General features: G+C 65.8%; 20 protein-coding genes. 4 read left to right on the top strand and 16 right to left on the bottom strand.

What is annotated here, in order from left to right:
- The first annotated feature begins 138 nt into the window (after positions 1–138).
- The 3 genes from A5784_RS39720 to A5784_RS37895 all read left to right on the top strand — a co-directional run bounded on the left by A5784_RS39720 (position 139) and on the right by A5784_RS37895 (position 1,737).
- Positions 139–339, top strand: coding sequence for a hypothetical protein (locus A5784_RS39720; RefSeq protein WP_197514915.1), 201 nt, complete (start codon positions 139–141; stop codon positions 337–339).
- Positions 336–674, top strand: a complete 339-nt coding sequence (locus A5784_RS29605) for a YbaB/EbfC family nucleoid-associated protein (protein WP_064948427.1) — start codon at positions 336–338, stop codon at positions 672–674. The genes A5784_RS39720 and A5784_RS29605 overlap by 4 nt, the downstream gene beginning before the upstream one ends.
- Before the next feature lie 73 nt (positions 675–747).
- The gene (locus A5784_RS37895; RefSeq protein ID WP_082945150.1) at positions 748–1,737 is read left to right on the top strand and encodes a sensor domain-containing protein; all 990 of its coding nucleotides are present in this window, start codon (positions 748–750) and stop codon (positions 1,735–1,737) included.
- 89 nt (positions 1,738–1,826) lie between these two features.
- Here the strand turns inward: A5784_RS37895 and A5784_RS29595 are convergent, their stop codons facing one another.
- From A5784_RS29595 to A5784_RS29520, 16 genes are all read right to left on the bottom strand, one after another.
- Positions 1,827–2,462 (bottom strand): LppA family lipoprotein, encoded by a 636-nt coding sequence (locus A5784_RS29595; RefSeq protein ID WP_064948425.1) that lies wholly within the window; start codon positions 2,460–2,462, stop codon positions 1,827–1,829.
- A complete protein-coding gene (locus A5784_RS29590) occupies positions 2,456–3,982 on the bottom strand; it encodes an alpha/beta hydrolase (RefSeq protein WP_064948435.1) in 1,527 nt (508 codons plus the stop codon). The genes A5784_RS29595 and A5784_RS29590 overlap by 7 nt, the downstream gene beginning before the upstream one ends.
- 161 nt (positions 3,983–4,143) lie before the next feature.
- On the bottom strand, positions 4,144–5,676 hold the full coding sequence (gene eccD / locus A5784_RS29585; protein ID WP_064948424.1) for a type VII secretion integral membrane protein EccD: 1,533 nt from the start codon (positions 5,674–5,676) through the stop codon (positions 4,144–4,146).
- On the bottom strand, positions 5,673–7,097 hold the full coding sequence (locus A5784_RS29580) for a MinD/ParA family ATP-binding protein (RefSeq protein ID WP_064948423.1): 1,425 nt from the start codon (positions 7,095–7,097) through the stop codon (positions 5,673–5,675). The genes eccD and A5784_RS29580 overlap by 4 nt, the downstream gene beginning before the upstream one ends.
- A 124-nt stretch (positions 7,098–7,221) precedes the next feature.
- Positions 7,222–7,509 (bottom strand): WXG100 family type VII secretion target, encoded by a 288-nt coding sequence (locus tag A5784_RS29575; RefSeq protein WP_029368901.1) that lies wholly within the window; start codon positions 7,507–7,509, stop codon positions 7,222–7,224.
- Between the two features lie 32 nt (positions 7,510–7,541).
- Entirely contained in the window at positions 7,542–7,841 is a 300-nt protein-coding gene (locus tag A5784_RS29570) for a WXG100 family type VII secretion target (protein WP_029368902.1), read from the bottom strand.
- An 89-nt stretch (positions 7,842–7,930) separates the two neighbouring features.
- Positions 7,931–9,220, bottom strand: coding sequence for a PPE family protein (locus A5784_RS29565; RefSeq protein ID WP_064948422.1), 1,290 nt, complete (start codon positions 9,218–9,220; stop codon positions 7,931–7,933).
- Positions 9,221–9,302: 82 nt separating this feature from the next.
- Positions 9,303–9,596: a PE domain-containing protein gene (locus tag A5784_RS29560; RefSeq protein ID WP_064948421.1), complete on the bottom strand. Its 294-nt coding sequence runs from the start codon at positions 9,594–9,596 to the stop codon at positions 9,303–9,305.
- A gap of 147 nt (positions 9,597–9,743) precedes the next feature.
- Positions 9,744–11,525, bottom strand: coding sequence for a type VII secretion protein EccCb (gene eccCb, locus A5784_RS29555; protein ID WP_064948420.1), 1,782 nt, complete (start codon positions 11,523–11,525; stop codon positions 9,744–9,746).
- A 67-nt stretch (positions 11,526–11,592) separates the two neighbouring features.
- Positions 11,593–13,833: a type VII secretion protein EccCa gene (gene eccCa, locus A5784_RS29550; protein ID WP_064948419.1), complete on the bottom strand. Its 2,241-nt coding sequence runs from the start codon at positions 13,831–13,833 to the stop codon at positions 11,593–11,595.
- Positions 13,830–15,272 (bottom strand): type VII secretion protein EccB, encoded by a 1,443-nt coding sequence (gene eccB, locus A5784_RS29545; RefSeq protein WP_064948418.1) that lies wholly within the window; start codon positions 15,270–15,272, stop codon positions 13,830–13,832. Before eccB ends, eccCa begins: the two co-directional genes overlap by 4 nt.
- Positions 15,273–15,285: 13 nt before the next feature.
- Entirely contained in the window at positions 15,286–17,010 is a 1,725-nt protein-coding gene (gene eccA, locus A5784_RS29540) for a type VII secretion AAA-ATPase EccA (protein ID WP_064948417.1), read from the bottom strand.
- On the bottom strand, positions 17,003–17,539 hold the full coding sequence (locus A5784_RS29535; protein WP_064948416.1) for a hypothetical protein: 537 nt from the start codon (positions 17,537–17,539) through the stop codon (positions 17,003–17,005). The genes eccA and A5784_RS29535 overlap by 8 nt, the downstream gene beginning before the upstream one ends.
- Positions 17,540–17,553: 14 nt before the next feature.
- Positions 17,554–18,402: an ESX secretion-associated protein EspG gene (locus A5784_RS29530; protein WP_064948415.1), complete on the bottom strand. Its 849-nt coding sequence runs from the start codon at positions 18,400–18,402 to the stop codon at positions 17,554–17,556.
- The gene (locus A5784_RS29525) at positions 18,399–18,740 is read right to left on the bottom strand and encodes an ESX-1 secretion-associated protein (protein ID WP_064948414.1); all 342 of its coding nucleotides are present in this window, start codon (positions 18,738–18,740) and stop codon (positions 18,399–18,401) included. The genes A5784_RS29530 and A5784_RS29525 overlap by 4 nt, the downstream gene beginning before the upstream one ends.
- Positions 18,741–18,769: 29 nt before the next feature.
- Entirely contained in the window at positions 18,770–20,116 is a 1,347-nt protein-coding gene (locus A5784_RS29520; RefSeq protein ID WP_064948413.1) for an EspA/EspE family type VII secretion system effector, read from the bottom strand.
- Between the two features lie 253 nt (positions 20,117–20,369).
- Here A5784_RS29520 and A5784_RS29515 point away from each other — a divergent pair, with 253 nt between their 5' ends.
- A complete protein-coding gene (locus A5784_RS29515; protein ID WP_064948412.1) occupies positions 20,370–21,899 on the top strand; it encodes a MinD/ParA family ATP-binding protein in 1,530 nt (509 codons plus the stop codon).
- The last annotated feature ends 5 nt before the right edge of the window (positions 21,900–21,904 follow it).

Below are 21,904 nucleotides of genomic sequence, written 5' to 3'. Positions count from 1 at the left end.
GGAGGGGCGGGTGGCGGAGGCGGGGGCATGCCCAAAGTTCCTCTCGGACCCTCCATGGGAGCAGATTCGTTAGGGCAGACTCCCACCGGCGCGCGGGGAGCGAATGCTGCTGTACCTGTCGGCATGGCGGGAGGCGGCATGGGCGGTGGAATGGGCGGCGGCGGCATGGGCGGCGGCATGGGCCACGGCGCCGGCCAGCAGGGCAAGGAAAAGCGTCGTGATCCGAAGTTGTCTCCAGATGAGGACCTATACAAGGAAGATCGCGCGTGGACGGAACCGGTGATCGGCCGTCAGATTCCGCAACGACGCCGCAAGGAAAACGTGAAGGAGCCGTCATGACCGATGGAATGCACCCCCAGGTTGCCGCAGTCCTGCAGAAGGCCCAACAACTGCAGGCACTGATGGACGATCAACTACACAAGATGAATACCGAAACCTTCACGGCAGCTGACGAAACCAACACTGTCGAGGTGACGCTGAACGGTCACCATCATCTGAAGTCGGTGTTCATCGAGGACGGCTTGCTTCGGCTGGGTGCCCAAACAGTCGAACAGCGGCTCAATGAGGCGCTGCAGAAGGCGACCGCCAAAGCGTCGGCATCGATCACTGCCGACCGGGAGCGACTCGACGAGATGGTGGCGGGCCTGACCGAAGAGGGCCCGCCCCAGCAGTGACCATCCGCATGGCCGACTATCCGTAGGCATTGGGCCACAACCGGACTACATCAGGCGTGCCAGAAGGAGATGCATGACTCTCGGCGGCGGCCACTCGCCGAATCCGTTCGATGTACATCCGTTCGGCGCGGGGCCGCCACCACCGCCCCCTCCCCCGGAGCGACGCGGCAACACCCTGGCCACCCTGTCAGTTATCTTCGCGGTCGTCTTCGCCCCGGTGGGAGCTCTGCTGGGTCACCTGGCGCTGTCTGAGATCCGGCGCCGGCCGCAGCAGGGCCGTGACCGGGCGGTTGTCGGCGTGACGTTGTCGTACTGCGCTATTGCAATCATGGTTGTCGCCGTCGTGGTGTGGTCGCTACTCCCCAGCGGTACGGACACATCGCTGCACACGACGCCATACGCAATGCAGAGCCGAGCCTCGACGACGGTTTCGACTCAGGTACCCCACTCGTCGAGCACCACTCCGACAACACTGCCGACGCCTTTACCAGGAACCTGGCTACTCGACGGTCCAGAACTCACTGGCGTACTGCATGTCCCGTTCTACCCCAACGTCCAATCTCAAACGCAGGGTCCGCTATCGAAAATGCTCGACCGCGCATCGATTGTGGATGCACCGGAGTGCCTCGCCGCCAACACCATCGCGGCCCTAAACATCTACGCACCCAGCGGGGGCACCGAATTCGCCCAACAGGCATGGGCTCCTCCCGTCAGCGCTACCGGTTGGCTGGTCGAAGAAGCCGTGATCGTCTACCCCTCCGAAGAGCTGGCAAAGGCCCAGTTGGCCGCCATGACACAGCAGTGGAAAGACTGCGTGGGACGAACCATGACCTTCCCCTCCAACGGGGAGAACTACACCCTCAAAGACATGCAGGCGACCGACTCCACCCTCGAGGGGCTTGTCGCAGGGCCGTCTCCGTCCACTCCCAATCGCCACACGGTTTCCGTCAGAGACAGATACATCGTCGATGTACGAGTTGTCCGGTACGCAAGCAACAACGACGATCCCGGAAGCGGTGCTTCTGATGTGGCCGACGCGATTTTCATGAAGATCGGCGTATGACAGCAGCCGTCGCCGAATTCCACGAAAATGCCGTTAACGCAAGAGAATCACTGCGTTTTCGTTGAACTCGCAGCGGCAGGGCACACCACTCACGGCGTGGGGACGATCGGCGGTTCGGGGGGCAACTGACCGGCGGGCAGATCCACCACCCGCTGCATCAGGAAGCAGTCCCCGGTGATTTCGAGTGTGGCGTACTTGATCTGGCCCAGCTTGAACTCGTACCCGTTGCCCGTCACCGCGTAGTCGCGCTTGGTCTGCTCGTTGAAAAGAGATGATTGGTCGGTCGCGCCGTAGGTGGCGGCTTCTTGCCGGACGATGTCGTGGGCCGTCACGAATTCCTCTGTGCTGAAGGTTCTTCCGAACACCACGGGATCGGCCATCGGGCGGCGGGCGATGTCGCCGGTGAGCTTCTCGCACGGCAACCCCTGCCGCTTGGCATCGAGCCCGTGCGGATCGTCCTCGAACTTCCAGGTCTGCCCGGGAACGGCCGCGACGATGCGTGCGGCGATCACCGCCGCCGTGTCAGTGATGCGTTGGCGGGCCGTTTCGAAGGAGCCCTTGGGCCGGAGACTGTCGATGAGCTGGATCGCGTCGTCACCTTTCACGGTCTTCGACTCGTAGGGATTCTCGGTCACCTGGCAACCACCCATCAGCGTTGAGGCACAAAGCAATACGAACACCGCCGAGAGACGGCGCCAGGACGCAACTTGCCGTGAATTCACCATGACAGGGGCGTCTCCTTCACTGCGAGGTCCGGGCGGTTGAGCAGAATCGCAGCGAGGTTGTAGCCGGTCATCCGTTGTTCGGCGTCGCGCCCATAATCAGAATGCCCCGAGGCGCCGGTCTTCGATTCGTAGCCGGGGATCGGCGTGTCACCGGCTGAGGTTTCCAAGTGCTGGAACCGGAACCGCAGGTGGCCATCCTCGTTGATGATGTCGTTGGGATCCGACCCCCACCCGTGGAATGGCGCCAATGCTCCGATCGGATTGATCGGATCGTCGGGCGCGGCCATGACGAAGAAGTTGTTGTCGTTCATGCCGAGTTGTGCGGGTGTCGTGGCTTCGAAGCCCGGTGAGCCGTACAGCACCGCGTTGTCGACATAGGCGCTGGCACCCTCCTTGAGCGCGATACCCGACGTGAGCGAGCCGTACGAGTGCCCGAACAGCGCCGTGGTGTGGCCGGGGTTCTTCGAGGCCACATCGATGTCGTGCAGGAAGGACGTGAGCTTCGGTGCCCCCGCCTGAGCCAGGTCATCGCTGAGCATGCCGGAGTCACCGAGATTCGGCGGCGGTTGATATCCGTCCCACGCCACGGTGGCGATGTTCTGACTGTCGCCGACCTGCCGCGCGATATCGATGGCCTCGTTGCGCAATTGGGCTGCCTCACCGGTCATCCCGGCGATGGTGCCGCGGGTCGTCCCGGACACCCCGGGAACCGTCACCGACACGTGGTCGGCGGTGAACGGATCGCCGACAGAAGTGGCCGCGGGAATCATCTGCGACGGGTCGGCCGGCTTCTCCACATACACCAGGTGCGATCCGGGAACCTTCAGGGCGTCTTGGATCGCCGCGATGTCGGCCAGCCGATCGCGCTTGACCTGCCCGTCGGGAAGGCGCTGATACTCGTCGAGCATCTCCTGCAGCAGCTTGCGATTCGCCTGGTCGATCTGGTTGATGTCACCGGACGACATGTCCGTCTTGGTCGGCTGCCCGTCCTTGCCATCGTTCTTGAATTCGTGGATGTCACGATCTTTTTCGGCGCCGGGCCCAAACTTCTGGCGGGTCAGCGCCTCATATTCGCCCTTGAGTCCCTGGATCCGCCTGCCGATTTCGGTCATGTCGGCGGTGGATTTCTGGATGATCTCGCTGATATCGCCGGTGCCCTTGCTGACGATGGTCATCAACGCCTGCCGGCCTGCTTCGTTGTTGGGCACCGATGATGCGGCGCTGGCCACCCAGTCCCGACTCACATCGAGATTCTGCCGACCCGCGGTGACGACGGCCGCGGCGTTCCTCACCTCGGTGGCCATCCGCTTGTCCAGATCTGCGAGCTTGCCGTAAACCGCGGCATGCTCCTTGTTCGCGGCGGCATAGGCGTCCGCAGCAGTGCCCTGCCAACGGGAATCCGGTGCTGCTGCTTCGACGTTGGCCTTCATCTGCCGTAACCGGGAACTGCCGTCGAACCGTGAGCCGTCATCGGGCGTGCCCTGGCCGAACGTCTCCCGCGCCTGCGACCAGGTCTCCATGTAGGTATCGAGCAGCCCCACGGACCACCTCCAGGAACTCAACAGTTGACTGTCAGTATCCCAGCGGCGTAGCCACCCCTGACGCACGAATTCTCAAAGGGCCGACAACTAGGTGATCCTGGGCGGCGCACTGCTGCCCCGCCCAGGATCGGTGACAAGTCTTAGTGCAGACGCAGATTTCGCAGCAGGTCGTACACGCCGGCGATCCATAGCAGCAGCGGAATCACTGCGGCGATCGCGGCACCGTCGGTCAATTCGAGAATGCGCTTGGTAACCGGGGAAACCCTGCGCACACCGTCGGTGGCACCGACAGTGATCAGCGCGACGACACCCACGACGGTGTAGATCGCCAGCACCATCCAGGCGCTGTCGGGGAACCACAGGCACAGCCGGACCATCACGCCCGTCGGGACGATCACTGCGGCAGCCAGAAGCGCCCAGGAGCACCATCTTTCGGCGTAGAGCCGGGACCGGAAGCCACAGACCACCGAGACCAGGCCGGCCACGATCAGGCTGTGGATGAAGAAATGGCCCTGCACCACAACCGCGATGGCGCCGACGGACAGCACCAGGGCACCCGCGGACAGAAAACCGATCAGCAGCTGGCGGGTCAGCAGGCTGCGTTCCTGCAGCCGCGCAGCCGATTCCGGCACAGAAGCGATGATTGCCTGCCAGGTCGAGGTCTCCTCCTCAGCCGCGTCAGGACCCGCGACCGGGTCGAGCAACTCGTCGTTGGAGACCACCTCGCCGGGAGCGGGGATGGGCGGCAGGGCAATCCGGGCTACGGCGACGGTCAGTTTCGCCGAGTTGGTGACGACGATGAGGCCGAACGCAATGGCTCCGGCGGGCACCCAGGCGTGCGACCCGTAGCCGTAGGCGACGGCAGCGCCGATGATGGCGACCGCCAACACCGCCATGAACGACGCGACCTCGGCCCGACCTCGCGGGCCGCCGCGGGTCGCCAACGTCAGCAGCAACACGACAACCCCGGCGCCGGCGATCTGGGGAGCTCCCAACCCGTTGACACCGTTGGGTAGCGGCACTGCCAACGCGGCGGCCCCTGCCAGGGCAGGTGCCGCACCGAGCAACAGACTTTCGGCAAGGTCGATGTTGTCGTAGTTGGTCTGTGCGAACACACTTCCGCCCAGTAGCCCCAGGCCGAAGATGGCCAGCGCCACGGGCCACCACCAACCGTGGCTGGTCTCGCTCCACGTCACAAGGGACATCACGGTGATGGCCAGCGCGACCACCGGGATCGCAATCCCGATGAAGCGGTGCAACGACTCCCGGGTGAACACCGGCGACTCGTCGAGAACGGCGATCGCATCGATCACGTCCTCGACCAACGGCCGGTACCGCTCGGTTCGGCTGACCGACACCAGTGTTAGTAGCGATCCGTCGACCACACCGGAATCGTCAAGGGATTCTTCGGCTTTCAGCGGGGGCGCTCCCGGGCGTGCGAACGCCCACGAGCCCTGTGCGGTGAAATCGAATCCGGCCAGCACATCCTTGGGGGTGTCCTCGAGCAGATCGGCCAGGACACTGACGGTTTCGTCGATGTAGGTCTCGATCGGCGCCGCCGCGGGCAGCACCAGATCGGTCAGTCGCTTACCGGTGAGGACGGTGACCCGTGTGGTCGCCGGGCGGCCCGGCGTCACACTGGACGTGTCTGAGGCGGCGGCGGTGGCGGTCAACGGCGTTCGAGCCTGTCGAAGTCATCGGAGAGAGCTGCGGCCAGCTCGGTGATCCGCCGTTGGTAGGTATCGCCGAGCAGGTCCAGTTGAATTTCGGTGCCCTGGGCGATGTGCTTGTCCCACGGCAGCACGATCACTCGGCCCGGCGGCACGTGCCGCTCGAATTGCTGGACCAGGTCCTCGACGTCGACGTTCGGCTTGCCCGGGGTGACATGGTTGATCACCACGCAGGAGCGGCCGAGCAGGTCTTGATAACCGTTCTGGCGCAACCAGTCCATGGTGATGGCAGCCTGCCGGGCGCCGTCGATGGAGGCACTGGCGACGATCACCATGCCCGACACCGTGGAAAGCACGCCCCGCGACGACTTCTGGAACAGGCCGGCACCGCAGTCCGCGAGAACCAGGTTGTAGTAGCGCGACACGATCGACGTCGCACCCTTCCAGTCCTCATCGTTGAACTCGCGGGTGGCACCGCTGTACTCCTCCGAGGACAGCACCTCCAGGTTGGACGAGTTCATGCTGGTGTAGGCGCGAATGTCGTTGTAGCGCGACAACTCTTGATCGGAAAGCAGGTCGGACACAGTAGCTGCGGACTGCCTGCCGGCCCGGTCGGCGAGGTTGCCACCATCGGGGTCGGCGTCGATGGCCAGAATGCGGTCTCCGCGGATCTTCGCCATCGCGGACCCGAGCGCAACCGTCACGGCGGTCTTGCCGACGCCGCCCTTGAGGCCGAAAATGCCGATCTGGTAGGAATCACGCGCATTGCGGCGGATCCGGGTGTGCAGATCCAGCTCATACACCTCGTCGGGCGACAGCCCGAGATTGATGCGGGTCATGAGGTAGAGCCAGTGCCGCCAGCCCCGCTGCGACGGCATCTTCACCCCGGTCTTCACACCGACATGCGACAACGCGTCGATGGCGCGGTGATTGCCCATGGTCGCCGCGGAAGTCTGGACCGGTTGGGCCGGAACCGGAATCGCTTGTCCGGCACGCCATGCGCCACTGATCTCGGGATCGAATTCGGGGAACTGTGAGGGCGCCGGACCGGGTGCGACGCGGGCAGGCGGGCCGGGCAGCGTGCGCGGCTGCTCATGCCTGGCTCCCATGGGCATCTGCTGCTGCGGGGCGCGCAACATCGAGTTCTGCGGCCACTGCGGTGCGGCCGGAGGGGGCGGCATCTGCGGCATGGGCGGCGGCGGCTCAACGTGCCGCTGCGGCGGGGCCGACTGCGCCTGGGTCTGCGGTGGCGTCACCGGCATGGGCGTCGACGGCGCATCGCCTGATCCGGTGTCCCCAGTCGGCATCGGCGGCGGTGTCGCCGTGGCCTTCAGAATGGCATCTCGGTCCACGGTGATCGTGGCATCGTCAACCGGTTTGCCCGGATCTGACGAGTGAAAGAGCCGGTCATAGTCGGCCGACATGGGGTCCCCTCAGAATAGTGAAAATAAAGATATTCAGGTGTCTACACCCAGGCGCACGCAGTGGGCGGGTGAGGCTTGGCCTAGTCGGCTAGCCTACCCGCCCACAAGCGTGCATATGGTCGTGCTAGGCGAACATGCCAGTGACGCCGGCCTCGGTCTGCGCCATGGTCGAGCTGGCCTCGCTGATGGTGTGCGCGAGGTTCTGCAGCGCGGTGTTCAGCTCGTTGGAGGTGTTGTCCCAACGGGTCTGAACGGCCTGGTAGGCCTCCGAACCCGAGCCGCCCCACACCGAGGCGAGCGCGGCGAGCGAGCCCTTGCCCTCGTCGAGCAGACCGTGGGTGGTGCTGACAGCGCCCTGGATCTCGCCGACTCCGCCTTCGATACCGGCGAAATTCCAAACCTGTTCCGTCATGTCTGATTCTCCGTTTCTCTGTTGTCTCTAGGTCAGATGTTCATCGCCGAGGACAGCGAGGAGGCCTGGTCGTCGTCGGTCGAGCTGTACTGGGTGCCCGACTGGTGGATGTTCTGCGAGATGTCGTTCAGCTCCTGGACCTGCTTGGCAGCGGCCTCGTGGAACCGGGCGAGAGCAGCCTGGGCTGCGGTGCCGGCCTGACCGACCATCTGGCTGGCCAGCGTGCTTCCGGTGGACTCGACCTGCGCGATGACGCTCTGCAGCTCACCGGAGATACGCTCGAAATTGCCGGCCTCCTTGGCGAGGACGGCAACGTCTGTATTCATTGCCATGTTGGATACCCCTTATTTTCCTTTTGTCCTCACCATGGGTATGGCGAGTCTTCCGACCCCGTGGCCGGGAAGTCTTGTGGTGCAACCACTTACCAGTCGTCGTCGTCGTCTTCCGACTGGTCGTAGGTCAGCGGCGTCGCAGCGGTCAGGCCCTGCTTGGTCGACTCGCCTTCCTTTTTCTCCTTGGCCGCACCGGTCATGGGACCGGCACCGCCCCCTCCTACCGGAGCCAGGCCGCCCGTCGCGTTCGACGAGGCACCTGACGCGGCCGGGATCTTGACGTCCTCGGTCGTACCGAGCAGACCGGACAACAGCGACGTGCGCGGCGTGGTCCCGCCCAGGCCCGGCAGCGATGCCGCCCGGACCAGCCCAGCCCCCGAACTGGGGCCCGATCCCCCTGCCAACGGATGGTTCGAGAACGGCATGGCGTTCATCAGCCCCATCTGAATGCCCTTGTCCTGCCCACCACCCATACTGCTGAACTGGCTGACCATCTGGGTCACCTGTTGCAGCGGCTGGGTCAAGGTCTGCATCGGACTCTGGATCATCTGCGCGAACTGCTGCGGGATCTGGGCGGCCTGCGATCCCATCTGCATGGCCATCTGCATCCCTTGCTGAAGGCCCTGCTGCGCCGGTTGCTGACTCTGCTGAGTCTGCTGACCCGAATTCTGTGCATTCTGCGCGGCGCCCACCGCGCGTTGCTCCCCCTGATTGATTTGTGCTGCCGTGCGGCCGGTGATCAATCCGACCGACTCAATCATCGCAGTTGCGCCGGCCTGTTCGATCACCAAATTTCGGAGGGCGCCCTCGGCGGCCCGGGGGGCCGTCGACGCCAACGCCGCGGCCGCGGTCGTCTCACCCACGCCGGGCATGACGATGGGCGTCATGGGCGTGATCGGCTCGAACAGCAGGTTCACGGCCGTCTCGGCCTGGTAGGCATCCATGGCACCGGCCGCCTGATTCCACATCCGGACGACGTAGTCCGTCTCGTTGGCGGCGATGGCTCCGGTATTGACCCCGAAGAAGTTCGTCGCATTGAGAACCGCATTGGTGATGTGGTTTTCCTCGATCTCCGGAATAGGCGGAGTCGTGGCCAGCGCCACCGAATATGCACTGGCCTGAGCCGAGGCTTGCAAAGCCCGCTTCTGCGCTTGCAGCGCGGTGGTGCGCAACCACATCACCATGGGCATGGTTGCCGCGACCGCACGTTCGCTGGCCGCCCCGCTCCATACCGAGGTGAGGTTAGCCAGCGCCGCTGCCAATTCGTCAGCTTGGGTCTCCAGCAGCACGGCCATGGCTTCCCAGCCGGCCGCGGCCTGAAGCATCGGCGCCGGGCCGGCACCGACCATCAAACGGCCCGTGTTCACCTCGGGAGGCATGCCGTGCCACGTCGGTGGCGCAGGCGGTACCAGGACCATTGCTGGCTGAACCTATCTGTTGGAGAAGAATGCTGACCGAGAGTTAGAGCGTGCTCGCCTGCGCAGAGTCGACCGCGTTGTAGATGCCCGAGGCCTCCGTGTACGCAGCGCCGGCCCGAGTCAGCTCTTCCTGGGCGAAAGTGTTCTGCGTCAGAGCTTCGACGCCCTCGCTCGCGAAAGACATCGCGGCCAGGGCGGACACCTCGTCAGCGCCGGCAGGCACCAGCGCGGTCACTGCGGCGGTGGCGGTGGTGCCACCGGCGAGACCACGTGCGGCATTTGCGATAACCTGCGCAGCAATGGCTTCCGCGCCCGGGTTGTGCATCATCGGTTGCATTTGCTGTTCTCCTTTATTCGAGACGAATAGTAAGGACGTGCACCCACGAACAGCCCGGCTGCAATTTGCCAGTCCGCTAAGGAACCTGTCCCCCGATCCCTTTGCTGGCGGGCTGCCGCCAGCGTTGCTGAGTGCGTTGAATAAATACTAACCGCCCTGTAGGGGTGGTGCGAACACTTCTTCTTCGGGGGGATCGATGTAGGCCGCCTGAATGACTTCCTTGGCATCCGGAGACACCATAAACGCCTGGCCAGGGGGCCTTTTCTTGACCGTGATCTCCCGCGACGGGAAGTCGTTCTTCTCACCCGAGAGGAACAACGTCGGCGAACCCGCGCCGTACGCGGCACCGACGAACTTGTCCATCGTGGCCTTGTGCGCCTGGCTCATCTGGCACGTCACCACGAGGTGCAGGCCGATGTCGGCGGCCGCAGGCAGCAGCGGCGACAACGGCATCATCGGCGACATCATGCCCGAGGCCGCGACGATCATGTGCCAGTCGTCGACCAGCAATACGATGTCCGGACCGCTCCACCACGACCGCGCCCGCAGCTGTGCCGTCGTCAGATCCGGCGGCGGCAGGCGCTTCTGCAGGTTCGTTGCCAGCGCCTTGATGGACTCCTCCAGTGACGCGTTGTTGCGGTTGATGGCGCCAGCGGCGAGCAGATGACTCTGCGGCACCGCGTCGAGCAGCCCGGAGCGGTAGTCGGCCAGCATGAACCGCACCTGCTGCGGGCTGTTGCGGGCGCAGATCGCCCGTGAAACCGCCTGCGCGATGGTCGTCTTGCCCGACTTGGGCGCGCCGAAGATCAACAGGTGCGGTGTCACGTTCATCTGGTTGTAGGCGACCGTGAGGTCCGATTCCCGCACGCCGACCGGCACTGTCCAACGGGTCCGGTAATCCGAATCCGGGCCGGGCGGGTTCGGATCGAGCTGATGCAGGTAGATCCGCTCGGGCAGCACACGTACCTGCGGTGCCTGCTCGGTGTAGAGCTCGGACACGTGCTGCACGGCCGCCGAGATCGCCGCGACTATGCCGTCGGCGCTGTGCACACCGTCGAGCCGCGGCACCCCGATCATCAGATGGTGTTTCTCCACCGAGACCGCCCGGCCCGGCCGGTTGGCCGGGATCTCCCGGGTGATCCGGTCGATCTGCGTCTCGTTCACGTCACCGAGGCGGAACTCGATCTTGGTGCCGAGGTAGTCGCGGACCCGGGATTTCAGTTCGGTCCACCGCGGCGTCGAGATGATGACGTGTACCCCGAACGCCAGGCCCTGGCCGGCGAGATCCTGGACCACCGGCTCCAGATCGGGGAACTCGGCGACGAATGCCGGCCACCCGTCGATGACCAGGAACACGTCGCCGAACGGGTCCTGATACGCCGCATGCTCGGGGTCTTGCCGCATCTCGCGGTATGCCGCGATCGAGCCGACGCGGTACTGCTTGAACATCTGCTCGCGGGCTCGCAGCACGGCCTTGACCTCGGCGACGACGCGATTGACCCGGTCCGGTTCGGCGCGGGTGGCCACACCACCCACGTGCGGCAGGTCTTCGAGATACATCAGACCGCCACCGCCGAGGTCGATGCAGTAGAACTGCACCTGCCGCGGCGAATGAGTGGCACCGGCCGAGAGCATCAGGGTCTGCAGGAATGTCGACTTGCCGGTCTGCGGCGCACCTCCGATCGCGATGTTGCCGCCCGCCGCCGAGACGTCGACGCCCCACACCTCCTGCCGGTGCCTGCGCGGCTCGTCCATGATGCCCAGCGCGAAGCGCAGCGGCTGGCGCTGGTAGTCGCGCTCGATCAACTCGTTGACCGGGGTCGGGTCGGACAGGGGCGGCAGCCACATCTTGTAGGCGCGCGCCTCACCGGTCGCCAGCTGCCCGAGGACCACCTCGCGCAGCGCCTTGGGTTCGGCCTCTGTGCTCATCCGCGATCCACCCCCGTCTTGTCGCTGGGACTCATGCGCGATCCGCCTCCGGCTAATCGCTGCGCGCTCATCGCGTGGCTCCCGCCGCATCCAGGATCGGTGCCGTCGTGAACTGACGGATCCGAATCTCGGTCTGCCGCTTGGCACGCGGCTTGTCCTCGCCGTCGCCGCCGTTCTTGCTGGCCGGCACATAGTTGGCGCCGGTGTAGAGGCTGCGGAACTTCACCGGATCCTCCATACCGACCCGCAGGAAGCCGACACCGCTCTCCTTGTTGGTGATGAACTGCGCCTCTGGGGTACCGATCACCGCCTTGGATTCCGCAGAGCTGGTGGTACGCAACGCAATTCGATACGTCAGGTTGGGTTCGAGCTTGTCGATGCGGACACCGCCGGTGTTCAGCGACTGCGTCGCCAGCAGCAGATGCACGCGCAACGACCGGCCGACGCGGCAGATCCGGTCGAACAGCGCGATGAAGTCGGGGTGGTTCTGCAGCAGCTCGGCGAACTCGTCGACCACCACGAACAGCGTCGGCAACGGCGCCAGGTCCGCGCCGCGCTCGCGGTGCTTCTCGTACTCGGCGACACCGGACAGCGCACCGGCCGCACCCACCTGGATACCGGCCTGCCGCAGGATCGACTGGCGCCGGTCGAGCTCGCCGGTGAGCACCTCACCCATCCGGCTGACCAGCTCGGCTTCCTCTTCCATGTTGGTGACCACCGCCGCGGTGTGCGGCAGCTTCTCCATGCCGAGGAAGGTGGAACCACCCTTGAAGTCGGTGAGCAGCAAGTTGATCTGATCCGGATGGTGGGTGGCCACCAACGACAGGATCAGCGTGCGCAGGAACTCCGACTTACCCGAGCCGGTCGTGCCGATCAGCATGCCGTGCGGGCCCGCCCCGAACTCGGCGCCTTCCTTTATGTCCAGGCTCATGATCTCGCCGGACTTCAACTCGTGGCCGAACGGGATCTTGAGCCGGTCTCGATCGGTGTCGGCGAACATCCGCCAGCGGGCCGGGGTGACCTCCTCCACCGACTGCGCACCCACCAGGTGGTGCCACTCGTTGGAGACCTTCTTCTGCACCCGGACGTTCTTGTCGATGATCGTTCCGGTGATCGACCAGCCGGCCAGCTTGCGGGCAATCCGGTTGGCCTGCCTCGGGGTCATCCGATCGGTGACCCTGACCACCTCGCGGTAGATCTGATTGGGCAGCTTGTCCTCGGTCATGCCGTCCGGCGCCACCCGCAGCCGGTACGCCGAACCACGGTGATTGCCCAGGGTGAGCACGGTGACGCCGGCCCGCCCGTCGACCGGGAACCCGGCCTTGCCACCCGTGAGGTCGACGACGATGACATACGGCCCGCCCGGCGCCGCGTCAGGCGTGTGCGGCCCACGCGCCGTCAGATCGGCCAGCCCGTCGGGCCGGGTGAACACCATCCGGGTGGAACCCGCGGCGTCGGTGTCGGTCTGGTGCTGCACATGCGGCAACCACTTGAGCCAGGACCACTTGGGATCCTCGGGATCGTCGGTGAGCACGCGGATCTGCAGCAGGTCCGGTGGATGGAACACCGCGAGGTGGCAGATCATCGCGGTCAGCAGCTCGGCCGCCCCGGCCTCGTCGCCGCCGACAGCGATGGTCGGAAATGCGCGCAGCTGAACGAGTTTGGGGCAATCATGGACGAGGCCGTGGGTGCGCAGGAATTTGGTCACCCACATGTGGCTGACGGGTTCCAGATGCGGCGCGGGAGCGGCCTGCCCGCCGGCCATCTCCCCGCTGGTGTTCGGCTTGAGCAACCGGTCGACCGCGACCTCCGCACCGATGCCCACGCGGACGGCGGTGAAGAAGTCGGGGTTGCCGTTGGTCTGCCGGGACCACTGCCTGCTGGTGCCGATGATCGACAACAGATCTTCCGGATGCGGGGCGTGGTAGCTGAAGAACGCCACCTGAGCCGACGCCGACGATGTCACGCGGGTCCGCAGGCCTGCCAGATACCGCAGATACTCCTTGCGGTCGGCGTTGACCTCGGGGACCTTCTTGCCGCCCGACCCGCCGCCGGCCATCATGCCGAACGCACCCATGATCATCATCAGCGGCATCATCAGCATGTACGGCGACAGCTGCCGGAAGCCGGTGAAGGCCATGATCGCGATCATGCCGATCATGCAGCCGCCCATCACCCACGGCATCGCCTTCTGGAAACCCGAAGGCGGGATCTCGATGCCGAGATCGTCAGGGGGAGCGACGTTGATCTCGCCCGGTGTCAGACGCGGACCACGCTTGATGGTCGGGGTGAATTTCCGTGTCGTCATGAGCCTGTCTTGTCCTCCACCTTGCGGGGCTTGGGATCGGAGGGCAGCGTGTCGTGCTCCAACAGTGCCGCGTCCTTCGACAGCACCGGCCCCTCCACCAGCAGGCTCACCACCGGCCAGGGCGCGTTGCCCGGCGCCCCCAGACCGAGGTTCTTGGCGGCGTCGGCGTTGGCCACCCCGTACCGAACCCCTTGCGGATCGATGTAGAAGAGACCCTCGCCGACCTTCGGGTCGGGGGATTGCAGCCGGACGAACTGCCCGCCTTCGATATAGACCGTGGCGTCGCCTTCGATCTGCTTGACGCCCGTGCCCCTCACCGCCGACGAGATGGGCAGATGCCGCCCTGCGATCACCGTGGTCTTGGCGGACTGATCACCCGGTTCGCGCTGCCAGGCCCAGCACAGCACCGGGTCGTCCTGACGTAGCAGGATGGTCATGGGCTTGGCCGGCAGCGGCGAAACATACACCTGCTCAGGGATTTTCGCGACGACGCTGGACTCGACCGTCGGCGGCGTGATCAGACCGTAGGAGTTGGTCGCGCGCAACGCCGCGGCGGTCGTCTCGTTGACGCGCGCGACTCCGTCGGTGAGCACGACATACTGCTGGTTGCCGGATTCCGTCGCGGTCTGGAACACCGAACCGATCACCAGATTCTCCGGCAGCCCAACGGTATTCGGCGCACCGGCGGCCACGATTTGCGGCAGCTGCCACGGCCCCATGTTGGGCAGTGCGTTGAACAGGCCTTCGGAGATCGGCGTGGCCTTGGCGGTGACCGGGATACCGACCGCGGAGGTCACCGCCCGGTCGGACAGATCGATGGCGTGCCTGCCGACATCGTTGACCAGCCAGTTGGCGCCCTTGAACGTCACGAGCATGCCCTGGCTGGGGCCGAGTGGCCCGACAGACATGTCGGTCACCAACGACCGGATGAGGACCGACGTTTCCACTTCCGGCGCAGCGCTGTCCGGCTTGGTCACGGTGTCGCACAGCGACCACGTGGAAGCCGGAACACCCGTGGGAGTGGCGTACGGCGCGCCCGGAATGCCGATCGGCTGCCCCTTCGGCATCCGGTTCAGCTCTTCCGACTTGACCACCGTGGGCTCGTCGCCGTGTCCCAGTGCCAGCCGCGCTGAGGTGAGGTTGTACACCGGACGCAGCAGATCCGAGCCGGGCAGCATCACATAGAGCTGGTTGGTGGTGCGGTCCACCACCAAGGTGTCACTGCCGCGCTTGCCGAGCGGCTTGAAGTACGCCAGTGCGACTGCGCCCAGGCAGACCATCACGGCGATGACGATGCCCGTCGACACCGCGCGGCTGTAGAACTGCAGCGGGTCGTCGAACATCCGGGTATCCCGGCGCACGATCGCGTGCTCGACCCGGCGCAGCAGAAAGCGCCAGCCGCTGACCTGGATCTTTGTTGTGAGTCGGAACCCTGCCATCGCCTGTTCTCGCCTACTCGCCGACGTTCAGTCGGCTGTGCACCGACGCGATCGCCGATGCCATGTCTTCGCCGTTGATCTCGCTGAGCTGATCCACGCCCAGGCTGTCGAGGTCCAGCGTGCGGGCCAGCCGCATGTCGCGGTTCTGTTCGCCCGCCTCCACCAGCTGGCGTGCGTAGCGCCCGTTGCCCGCGATGTCCAAGGCAGGCTTACCGTTGAGCCTGCGCTGGCTCAACAGCGAGGCCGCCTCGTACACCCGCTTGGCCGCGGTGTCGTCGAGCTGTGAATCATTGGCTTTGGCAATGACTTTCGAGATCTCGACGATGTCTTCAGGTGCGTAGGAGTCGAATTCGATGCGGGTCGCGAAACGCGAGCGCAGACCGTCGTTGGCCTCCAAGAGCCGGTCGATGTCATTGCTGTAGCCCGCGATGATGACCACCAGCCGGTCGCGGTCGTTCTCCATGCGGGCCAGCAGCGTGTCCAACGCCTCGGTGCCGAACGGATCGGCACGCCCGTCACGCTCCTGCACCAGCGTGTACGCCTCGTCGATGAACAGCACGCCGCCGAGCGCCCGGTCGATGGTCTTGGCCGTCTTGACCGCCGACTGCCCCTCGTACTCGGCGACGAAATCCTTACGGGACGTCTCGATCAGCTTCGGCTCGGCGATCACGCCCAGGCCGGCGAGGATATTCGCCACCACGCGCGCGATGGTCGTCTTGCCGGTACCCGGGGGGCCGGCGAAGATCATGTGCTTGGAGGCCTGGGCGACCTTCATGCCCCGCGCCGCGCGGATCCTGGCCATCTGGGTGGCGGCCCGGTAAGCCTCGATCTGTTCCTTGACCCGGCTCAACCCGATCTGCCGGTCGAGTTCGGCTTGCGCCTCCGCGAGCAGCTTCTCGCGGCCGGAGGTATCGGCCACAACGCTGTTCGGATCCCAGGGATCCTTGCGCGACGCAATGGCCTCAGCGGTGGTGGTCTTCAGCCGGTAGGTCGGATCATTAAGCGCAGCAGTGACTTTCGGTTCCGGGAAGTTGGCCTGCAGCCACTCCAACAGCACCCGGGCCGACTCCTCGTTGCCCTCGTTGCGACGAGCCATCGCCAGATACCAGGCGATGGCGGGGCCGCACGCGTCGCCGACGGGCGTGTCGTGCGCCTCGGTGAGCCTGCGGTCGGCCTCGGTGAACAACCCGAGGTTGGCGGCCGCGACACCGTGGGCGACGCCCGCCGCCGCGGCGAGGAACTTGTCCGGCCACCCGCTGGCACCGCGGACCTCGTCGATGACGTCGGTCCAGCGCTGCGCGGCGCCATAGATGACGGCCTTGACCCACGCGACCAAATGCTCCGAACCTGCCGACGGGGCGCTCTCGAGCGCCTCCATGGCGTCGGCGTAGTTGCCCTGGGACGCCTCCTGCACCGCGAAGCCCATGGTGATGGCCAACGGCGAGTTGATCGGGTAGCTGATATCCCTGCTGAACATGCCGCCGATCGGAATCCGCGCGTTGAGGCTGTTCATCGAGATCTCGGCGGCACCGGCGAGCTGTCCGAAGTTCGACCGCGAATACCACGCCCGGAACAGCGTCACCCGATCCATATCACCGCACCGGATGCGCCCGACCCAGGCGTCGCACGCCGATTCGTCGTAGTTGGTGATCTCGGTGAACACCTCGAGGGCCCGGGCCGGGGAACTGGCCAGCATGCCCACGGCGCTCCCGAACATGCCTGCGAGATGGTCAGCCATTTTCTCCTCCGTAGCGGGTTGCGAAGATCTGGGCCCGGGCCGCATCGGACTGTTCGGGCGTCGGCAGGTTGAGATCACGGGTCAGGAAATCGCGCGTCGCGAAATCGTCGTGCCCCTGCTCGCGCATTCCTTCGAGCATGAACGAGTACTGGGCCGAGCGGGCGTCCTGCGTCGCCAGCTCGGCGATCACGAGAATCTCGTCGATGAGGTCGGATTCGGTCATGTTGACGGCCTTGGGCGACAGGTCGATCTGCTGCACGCGGCCATCCATGTACGCGGTGACCGTCACGGTCCCCGGTGGGTTGGTGACGCTGAAGATCGGCACGTCGGGTTCGTCGCTCTCGACGTCGATGGCATCGAGCGCGGAGAATCCAGGCTCGACGTCGTCGGGCGTCGGCGAGGTGCCGACATGTACGTCGATATCCGAATCGTCGTCGGCTTGTTGGTCCGGGTACGCAAAGTCGATCGCCGAAAGGATGTCCTGATCGTCGTCTTCGTAGTCCCGGTCGTATGGCGGAGACTCACCCACCGTGGCGGCCTTTCTCAGTGAAGATAGGAACTGTCCGAATCGGTCTTGTCGAACCAGCCACCAGAGGGCAGGAACTCCATCAGCCCGTCGAGGGCACGCTGCAGGTTGTCCTGCGTACCGGACAGGAAGCTGCCGTACAGCTCACCGTTGACCTTGCGCGGGATCGAGACGATGCGGCCCGGGGCAGAATCCAAAACGCCTGCGGCGACATCTGATTGGGCAGTCGTGCCGCCGGGGAGGCGTTCACTGCCGACGATCTCGACCCAGCTCTCGGGCTCGGAGATGATGCTCGCGTAGGCCCGCGCCGAGTTGGGCGGGATGCCGTAGCCGATGAGATCGTCGGCGGTGCGGCATTTGGCGAGCTGGTCGGCGACGCCGGTGAGCGGTTCGACGTTGGCGGGATTACCGGTGCCGAGCACCGTCATCACCATGCCGGCCATCCCCACCTGCGGTGCCACCCGCTGCAACACCAGCATCTCGTTGTCCCGCGCGCATACGACATGTCGAGCCCCCTTACGACACACCACGAACCGGATCATCTTCCCACCCAGGTTGCGGCGCCACCAGCGCCCTTCCAGAGTGCGATCCGCTCTGCTGAGAGTGTCGAGCATGGCAGCGACTTCAGGGTGCGGGTTACCGAAAACGTCCAGTACGCCCTGCGCGGTCAGGTCCCGCTCAACCTGCTCCCAGACAATCTGGCGCAGATCCACTTGCGGGATGTTGAGCCGGATACCGAGGGATGGCGGGAAATCCGTCAGACCCAATTTGTCGGCGATCACCAGCATGCCGTCGATGGTCACCTCGACCGCGACGACGTCGTCGTAAGGAGGCGCGTCCGGATCAGCCCCGTGCACGGACGTCATCGGGTTTGCTCCGCCGGCTGTCCGAACTTGTCGGTGTGCGTTTGCAGGGCCGCGGCCCCGTCTTCATCGGTGTGGTCGTAACGCCGCGCTGCGGCGGTCAGCTTTTCACTCAGGCTCTCGGACAGCGTCGCCATGCTCAGGCCCGCGGTACGGCGAGCGTTCTGTGCAGCCTCGACCGCACCGGCCGTGGACGACGAAATCGGCCCATGTGTCCAGCGCAGCGAGCTGTCGACGCCGGTCACGGCCGCCGTTGCGGTGGCCAATTCGCCCGCGGCGTGACCTTGCCTCATGGACAGTTCGCGTAGATGTTCGGTTGCGACGCGCAAATCCTCCGACATGATTTCCCCTCGATCCCTTTCCTAGATTCTTACGTCCCCGTCACGGCCGTAGATCCAGGAGTAGCGCCATCCAATCTAACCGCAGCCGGAACACTTAGCTGAGCCTGTTCCAAATCAACTTCCGCCCGGGCCGGTGCACGGCCGGCGCCGCCACTGAATTCGCCCGCCCCGAGGTCCGGCGGCAGTGTCTTGGCGGCACCTTTGTCGGTCGGACCCGCACTGGTGACGCCTGCGCCGACGTCGGGTGAACCGGGATTCCCGCCCTTTTCGGCCGCCGGAGCAACAGCGCTGCCGCTGTCCTTCGCGTCTTTCGCGGACTTGTCGTCCTTCGCGTCCTTCGCGGACTTCTCGTCCTTGCCGGACTTCTCGTCCTTGCCGCTATCGGCGACGTCGACCTTCTCGGCCTGGTTGTCCAGCGTCGCCGAATACGGCTGCGCCTGCCCGACCCCTTGCGTGACGCCCTGGACGGTTTGCGTGGCGGCCTGCACCGCTGCCTGCAGCGCCTGCGACGCCGCCTGGGTGATGCCGCCGAGAATGCCGCCGAGCGGCCCGAGTATCGAGCCGACCATGGTGCCCGCCATCACCGCCCCCATGTCACCGCCTCCCGCGGCCGTCGGGCGCGCCGGGCCCGACGCCGACGAGGCAGCGGGTTGGGGTGGTGCAGGGGCCGGTTGGGATGCCTCCCCGGGTGTCGCGGCGGCCTCCGGGGCCGGTTTGGCGGATTGGCGGCCGCGAGGCACTGGCGGGGCCGGTGTGCTGCCTTCGATATCGCGCTCGTCGCCCTCGGGCTTGGTGTCGCGCGCGATATCGGCATATTTGGCGACGGCGCCGTGCAGTTCGGCGGCGTTGGCATCGACGTTTTGCTGCATGGTGAGCAGTTGCTCGGTCGAGGCTCCGACGGCCCGGGCCACCACTGCGATCTCCGTTGCGGTCTGCGCAGCCTTGCCGACATATGGAATGTTGCCGATGGCCGTGGTGACCTGACTCATGTCAGCCAGCCAGTCCGATTGCCCGTCCAGGTTTCCGCGGGTGGTCCAGATCTGCTCCGATTCGCGAGCCAGCACCGTCGCGACGGTGTGATCGGCCTCGATCATCGCGGCGGTACGGCTGAGCTGCTCGTTGTTGCGGGCCGCATAGGCGCTCGAACCGCTGCTGTGCCACGAGTCGTCGGGAAATGCCGACTTCAGCGTGGCGCCCGCCTTGCCGAGTTGCTCGGCTCCCGTGCCGAACATGCTGCCGTTGTCCGGCGGGCCGGTACCGGTCGTGGTCTTCATGCCTTCTATGACGTTGCGTCCGGCATCGAGGATGCCCTCGCCGGGCCCGCGACCCTCGATCGATTCCTTACCGGTTTTGGCGATATCGCCTGGCACTCCCATACGCAGATCCCCCTCGACGCGACAGACGTTACCAGCGCGCCATAGGCCGTCTGAGCACCAAATTTCTGCCCAAATCCGTTGCCGTCCGGCGACTTAACCTGCGCATATGGAATTGACGTCAGGGTCGGCGTCATATGGGCGGCCGACGCCTGGTAGCCGGTGCTGCCACCGGCGGCTGCGGCGAGGCGGTGACGTAGTCGATACTGAGGGCGGTCGAGATAGCCGTCGCGTGACAACCCGAGGAGATTCAGTCGTGACCGACCCCGACGACACCCTGCGTAGAGAGCTCGGCTGGACGGGTGGGGAGGACACCGATTTCGAACCCGACACCGGGCCGACGCGCCGCCCGCGGCGGGCCCCGGAGCCGCCTGCACCGTCACTGCCCGGCCGGCCTCCGGTCGACTACGTCCCGCCGAAGTCACCCGCCTCGAACGACGACGACTCGCGGGCCGGGCATCACGAGGCCTCCGACCCGCCGCAGACTCCTCCAGAGGAGCAACCCCGCACCAGCTTCCGCGAGCCCCCCGCACCACAGCAGCCGCCTCAGCAACCGGCGCAACAACATTCCAAACAACCCACGCATCCACCGCATGACGGACGCCCCGCTCCATCGGCGCCCTCGCGGCCCGACGGCAGCCAATGGGAACAGCAGCCCAGCTGGCCCGTCCATCAGCAACGGCCTCAGTCACCACCGCAGCCCACTCACTCCACCCCGCCTCCGCCACCCACCCCTCAGCCCCATCAACCCTTCGGGCCGCAGCCCGGGTCACCGTGGCCACCCGAGGGCGGATTCGCACCCGAGGGCCACCCCCAGGCCGCTCCGCCGAGCGCGCCGGGCTCGTACGCCGACCGGATCAGGGTCAACGATCTGGTACCGCCCCGCCGTGAACCCCCGGCAGGGGGTTGGCGGCTGCTGGTCTACAAGGCCTCTTTCGGTTTGATCAACCCCGGACCGTCTGCCGACGATCTACGCCGGGCCGAGCTGGAAGCCAAGATCAAGGGAGTGCTGCGCGGCCACTACAAGGTCGGCGTCATGGGCAAGGGCGGCGTCGGTAAGACCACCGTCTCTGCCAGCATCGGATCGGTGTTCGCCGAACTGCGCCAAGACGATCGCGTCGTCGCCATCGACGCCGACACCGCTTTCGGCAAGTTGGGCAGCCGCGTCGACCCGCGCGCCCAGGGCTCGTACTGGGAACTGGCCTCCGACAAGCACCTGGAAACCTTCGCCGATGTGCGCAGCCGGGTCGGCAACAACGCCGCAGGTCTTTTCGTCCTGGCCGGCGAGGGCACCCCGGCCCGCCGCCGTGTCCTCGACGCCGCGATCTATCGCGAAGCGACCACCCGGCTCGACCGGCACTTCTCCATCTCGATCGTGGATTGCAGCTCGACGATGGACTCGCCCGTGACCCAGGAGGTACTGCGAGACCTGGACGCCCTCATCGTGGTGTCGTCGCCGTGGGTCGATGGCGCCGCCGCGGCAGGCCAGACGCTCGACTGGCTGGCCAACCGCGGCATGACGAGCCTGCTGCAGCGCACGGTTGTCGTTCTCAACGATTCCGACGGCCACGCTGACAAGCGGACCCGGTCCATCCTGGCCGGGCAGTTCGCGGGACAGGGCCAGGCCGTCGTGGAGGTGCCGTTCGACGGGAATCTGCGGCCGGGCGGCGTGATCGAAGGCACGCGGGTGATGACGCCCGCCGCACGCCGCAAGTTCCTGGAGATCGCTGCGGCGCTGGCCGACCACTTCCCGTCATCGGACGACCGGCACCGGGAGCGGTACTGACCGAC

It is taken from the genome of Mycobacterium sp. 852013-50091_SCH5140682, from assembly GCF_001665685.1.
Lineage (GTDB): Bacteria > Actinomycetota > Actinomycetes > Mycobacteriales > Mycobacteriaceae > Mycobacterium.
The sequence above is the reverse complement of the archived record's forward strand: the minus strand, read 5'-3'. Positions and strand labels throughout refer to the sequence as shown.

Coding starts and splice junctions, on each gene's coding strand:
- A5784_RS29520 (WP_064948413.1), bottom strand. CDS start 20,116: ATGGGAGTGCCAGGCGATATCGCCAAAACCGGTAAGGAATCGATCGAG.
- eccCb (WP_064948420.1), bottom strand. CDS start 11,525: ATGAGCACAGAGGCCGAACCCAAGGCGCTGCGCGAGGTGGTCCTCGGG.
- A5784_RS29580 (WP_064948423.1), bottom strand. CDS start 7,097: ATGTCGGCCGACTATGACCGGCTCTTTCACTCGTCAGATCCGGGCAAA.
- eccA (WP_064948417.1), bottom strand. CDS start 17,010: ATGGCTGACCATCTCGCAGGCATGTTCGGGAGCGCCGTGGGCATGCTG.
- A5784_RS29565 (WP_064948422.1), bottom strand. CDS start 9,220: ATGCCTCCCGAGGTGAACACGGGCCGTTTGATGGTCGGTGCCGGCCCG.
- A5784_RS29530 (WP_064948415.1), bottom strand. CDS start 18,402: ATGACGTCCGTGCACGGGGCTGATCCGGACGCGCCTCCTTACGACGAC.
- A5784_RS29595 (WP_064948425.1), bottom strand. CDS start 2,462: ATGGTGAATTCACGGCAAGTTGCGTCCTGGCGCCGTCTCTCGGCGGTG.
- A5784_RS29560 (WP_064948421.1), bottom strand. CDS start 9,596: ATGCAACCGATGATGCACAACCCGGGCGCGGAAGCCATTGCTGCGCAG.
- A5784_RS29590 (WP_064948435.1), bottom strand. CDS start 3,982: ATGGAGACCTGGTCGCAGGCGCGGGAGACGTTCGGCCAGGGCACGCCC.
- A5784_RS29570 (WP_029368902.1), bottom strand. CDS start 7,841: ATGGCAATGAATACAGACGTTGCCGTCCTCGCCAAGGAGGCCGGCAAT.
- A5784_RS37895 (WP_082945150.1), top strand. CDS start 748: ATGACTCTCGGCGGCGGCCACTCGCCGAATCCGTTCGATGTACATCCG.
- A5784_RS29575 (WP_029368901.1), bottom strand. CDS start 7,509: ATGACGGAACAGGTTTGGAATTTCGCCGGTATCGAAGGCGGAGTCGGC.
- A5784_RS29605 (WP_064948427.1), top strand. CDS start 336: ATGACCGATGGAATGCACCCCCAGGTTGCCGCAGTCCTGCAGAAGGCC.
- A5784_RS29525 (WP_064948414.1), bottom strand. CDS start 18,740: ATGTCGGAGGATTTGCGCGTCGCAACCGAACATCTACGCGAACTGTCC.
- eccCa (WP_064948419.1), bottom strand. CDS start 13,833: ATGACGACACGGAAATTCACCCCGACCATCAAGCGTGGTCCGCGTCTG.
- A5784_RS39720 (WP_197514915.1), top strand. CDS start 139: ATGGGCGGTGGAATGGGCGGCGGCGGCATGGGCGGCGGCATGGGCCAC.
- eccB (WP_064948418.1), bottom strand. CDS start 15,272: ATGGCAGGGTTCCGACTCACAACAAAGATCCAGGTCAGCGGCTGGCGC.